We start from the raw sequence: 392 nt of genomic DNA on the forward strand, positions 1-392 counted from the left end.
GGCAAGTGCACTTCGTCGCGACATCTGCATGGCTGCTCTCCATCAAGTGAATGCATTCGTTGCGCTGAATCATTTTTGCACAGCGGCATCGCCATCGTTGCGACGCAATAGTTCTATTTCGTGACGTCGCTCGTCGAGGAAGAGTCTTCGAGATGCGAGTTCCCATCGCACAAGCATTGAGCATGCCGACGACTTCCATCAGCGCACCTCGGCTTCTCTCGCACCTGGAGATCGACATGCCGGAAATACAGACGCAGCCTGCGACATCCAATCTCAATGTTGATGGCATCTCCATCAACATTGGTTCACTTCCCGAAGCGGTGAACTCGATCGTATCGGCTGCGCAGCAAGGCGAAAACTTCAGCGTGTGCACGTTGAATCTCGATCATGTC

At 53.3% G+C, this 392-nt stretch carries 1 pseudogene; it reads left to right on the forward strand.

Going from position 1 to position 392, the window contains the following annotated elements:
- Positions 1–152: 152 nt before the first annotated feature.
- Positions 153–392, forward strand: a pseudogene (locus AC5ZFO_RS48330) (hypothetical protein); the annotation flags it as partial.

This window comes from Bradyrhizobium sp. Unk1 (genome assembly GCF_059512345.1).